The sequence below is a fragment of the Gemmata algarum genome (genome assembly GCF_034097035.1).
Lineage (GTDB): Bacteria > Planctomycetota > Planctomycetia > Gemmatales > Gemmataceae > Gemmata > Gemmata algarum.
The window spans coordinates 1-2,372 of the sequence record NZ_JAXBLV010000058.1 but is presented as its reverse complement, the minus strand read 5'-3'; the positions used below and the strand labels follow the sequence as shown (position 1 = coordinate 2,372).

At 64.9% G+C, this 2,372-nt stretch carries 3 protein-coding genes and 1 pseudogene; 3 read left to right on the top strand and 1 reads right to left on the bottom strand.

Annotated features, from left to right (window positions below; translation table 11 throughout):
* On the top strand, window positions 1–273 hold a 273-nt coding region (locus R5W23_RS06990; RefSeq protein WP_320685720.1), incomplete at its 5' end, for a transposase.
* 11 nt (window positions 274–284) lie between these two features.
* Window positions 285–1,664: pseudogene (gene tnpC, locus R5W23_RS06985) on the top strand (IS66 family transposase).
* Window positions 1,665–1,723: 59 nt separating this feature from the next.
* On the opposite strand, the gene R5W23_RS06980 reads toward tnpC, so the two are convergent.
* Window positions 1,724–2,140: a hypothetical protein gene (locus tag R5W23_RS06980; protein ID WP_320685719.1), complete on the bottom strand. Its 417-nt coding sequence runs from the start codon at window positions 2,138–2,140 to the stop codon at window positions 1,724–1,726.
* Between the two features lie 26 nt (window positions 2,141–2,166).
* Here R5W23_RS06980 and R5W23_RS06975 point away from each other — a divergent pair.
* On the top strand, window positions 2,167–2,372 hold a 206-nt coding region (locus R5W23_RS06975; protein WP_320685718.1), incomplete at its 3' end, for a hypothetical protein.

Genomic DNA, 2,372 nt, shown 5'->3' with positions numbered 1-2,372 from the left:
CGGAACAAGGTGGTTCAGGAGTTGGCCGCGGAGCGGTCGATCCGGCTGCTGTTCCGGCCCAGCTACTCGCCCAACCGGAACCTCATCGAGCGGCTCTGGGGGTTCACCAAGCGGCACAGCGTGTACGGCCGATACCACCCCGACTTCGCGTCCTTCCGAACCGCCATTGAGACGACACTCGCCGGCATCTCAACGACTCACGCGAACACACTGCAATCCCTCATGACGCTGAAGTTCCAGACATTCGAAGACGTATCACTGCTGACCGCGTAGGGTATAACGCGATGGCACCTGTTCCTCAACCACCGGAACTCCCCGACAACCTGCCGCCGGTGGTGGCGTATATCCGTTTTCTTGAAGCCAAGATCGCCGAACTCGAGGCCCGTCTCAACCAGAACTCCACGAACTCGTCCAAGCCCCCGTCGTCCGACGCCCCGCACACCAAACCAGCACCTCCCATGCCGCCCTCGGGCAAGCGTCGGGGCGGCCAACCGGGGCACCCCAAGTCCGAGAGCACGCTCCTCCCGCCCGATGAGGTCCGAACCCTCAAGCCGTCCACGTGCCGGGACTGCGCGCACCCCCTGACCGGGGACGACCCGCACCCGGCCGTCCATCAGGTCCACGAGATCCCCGTCGTCAAGCCCCATGTGACCGAGTACCGGTGCCACCGGTTGCGGTGTCCGCACTGCGGCACGACGACGGTGCCCGCGGTGCCGTCCGAGGCGACGACCGGATACGGACCCCGAGCCCAAGCGGTGGCCGCCCTGCTCACCGGCTCGTGCCGCCTGGGCAAGCGGGGTGTGAGCTAACTGTTCGACGACCTGTTCGGGTTGCCCCTGAGCCCGGGGGCGGTGTGCAAGCTCCAACACCGGACCGCCGCCGCGCTGGTCCCGGTGGCCGAGGAGGCCCTGAAATACACCCGCGACCACCCGGCCAACGTGGACGAAACGGGCTGGAAAGAAGGGCGCCATCGGGCCTGGCTGTGGGTGGCCGTGACCACGTTCGTGATGGCGTTCCTGATCCGCCGCACCCGGAGCCGAAGGGCCTTCGACGACCTGCGAGGCGGTTCGACACAGGTCCACACGACGGACCGGTTCCCGGTGTACACGCACTTGGCCCCGCACAAGCGGCAGGTGTGCTGGGCGCACCTGCGGCGGGACTTCCAGGCCATGATCGACCGGGCCGGGGCGGGCACGGAGATCGGCAAGCAACTACTGCGGTGTGCGGATCGCCTGTTCGGGTGCTGGTATCGTGTCCGGGACGGCACCCGCCGCCGGTCCACGTTCCGTCGTGTGGACGTCCCCCCGTTGCGGCGCCAGGCGCGTGCGTGGCTCCGCAACGGCGCGGCGTGCGCCTGCGCCAAGACGGCCGCCGTGTGCCGTGAGGTTCTGGTGGTCGAGACGTCGCTGTGGACGTTCGCGCGGGTGCCGGGTGTGGAACCGACCAACAACGCGGCCGAGCGCGAGGTGCGCCATGCGGTATGCTGGCGCAAGACCAGCTTCGGCACCGACCGCGAGAGCGGGAGTCGGTTCGTGGAACGCATCCTCACGGTTCTCGCCTCGTGCCGGCGCCAGAGGCGCAACGTCCTGGAGTTCCTCACCACGGCGGTCATCGCACACCGCAACGGGGATCCAGCACCGACACTGCTGCCGGCCCAATCCTAATCAACTCACGGCGTCTGCACCTCAATTCGTTGATATGCAGACGCCTCACCTGTGAACGGTTACTGGGCCGCATTGGAGGAGATATCGTAAGACGCTTGCGCCGACCAGTCCCGAAGAACGCAAGCGGCGAGCCCGAGCGCGATGAGAGTCACGCGCGAGGACCACTCCAGATGACTTACTCGCACCGACTCCTCTACGGCGTTTGATAGTTCGCGAATTTCCGTCTGGGCGCGCCGAAACTCGCTGACGCTGGCGCGGTTGTCGGCGAATCGTTCGGCAATCGCAACTGCGGCTTGAACCGCCGAGTATTCCACCGGGGTAGTTGACCTTTGCAAGTGTTGGTTGATCCGACGATAGCATTCGCACGCAAACAGTCGTACCTTTCGCTCCCCGGCAATGTGCTTAAAATCGGTCTCGCTGATCGCTCGTAGCAACGAGCCTGAGTCATATCCTGTGAGCCATTCCGCTTCCGTCATCGCTCGCCCTCTGGAACGCCCTCAGCATGACCGATCCGGTGAGTGACGCAAGCAGGCAAGTTCGCTTCCGAACGGAAGAGCAAACACACAGAACGGAACGGCTCGTGCGTTCGGTCGAGGCACTTGGGGGCCACTACATCATTACGCCACAATACCTGCCAACTAGTGCTGAGTCCAAGCTAAATTTTCGTCTTGCCGGGGCATCGCTTTTGGGGGAACCTCTTTGTCAACG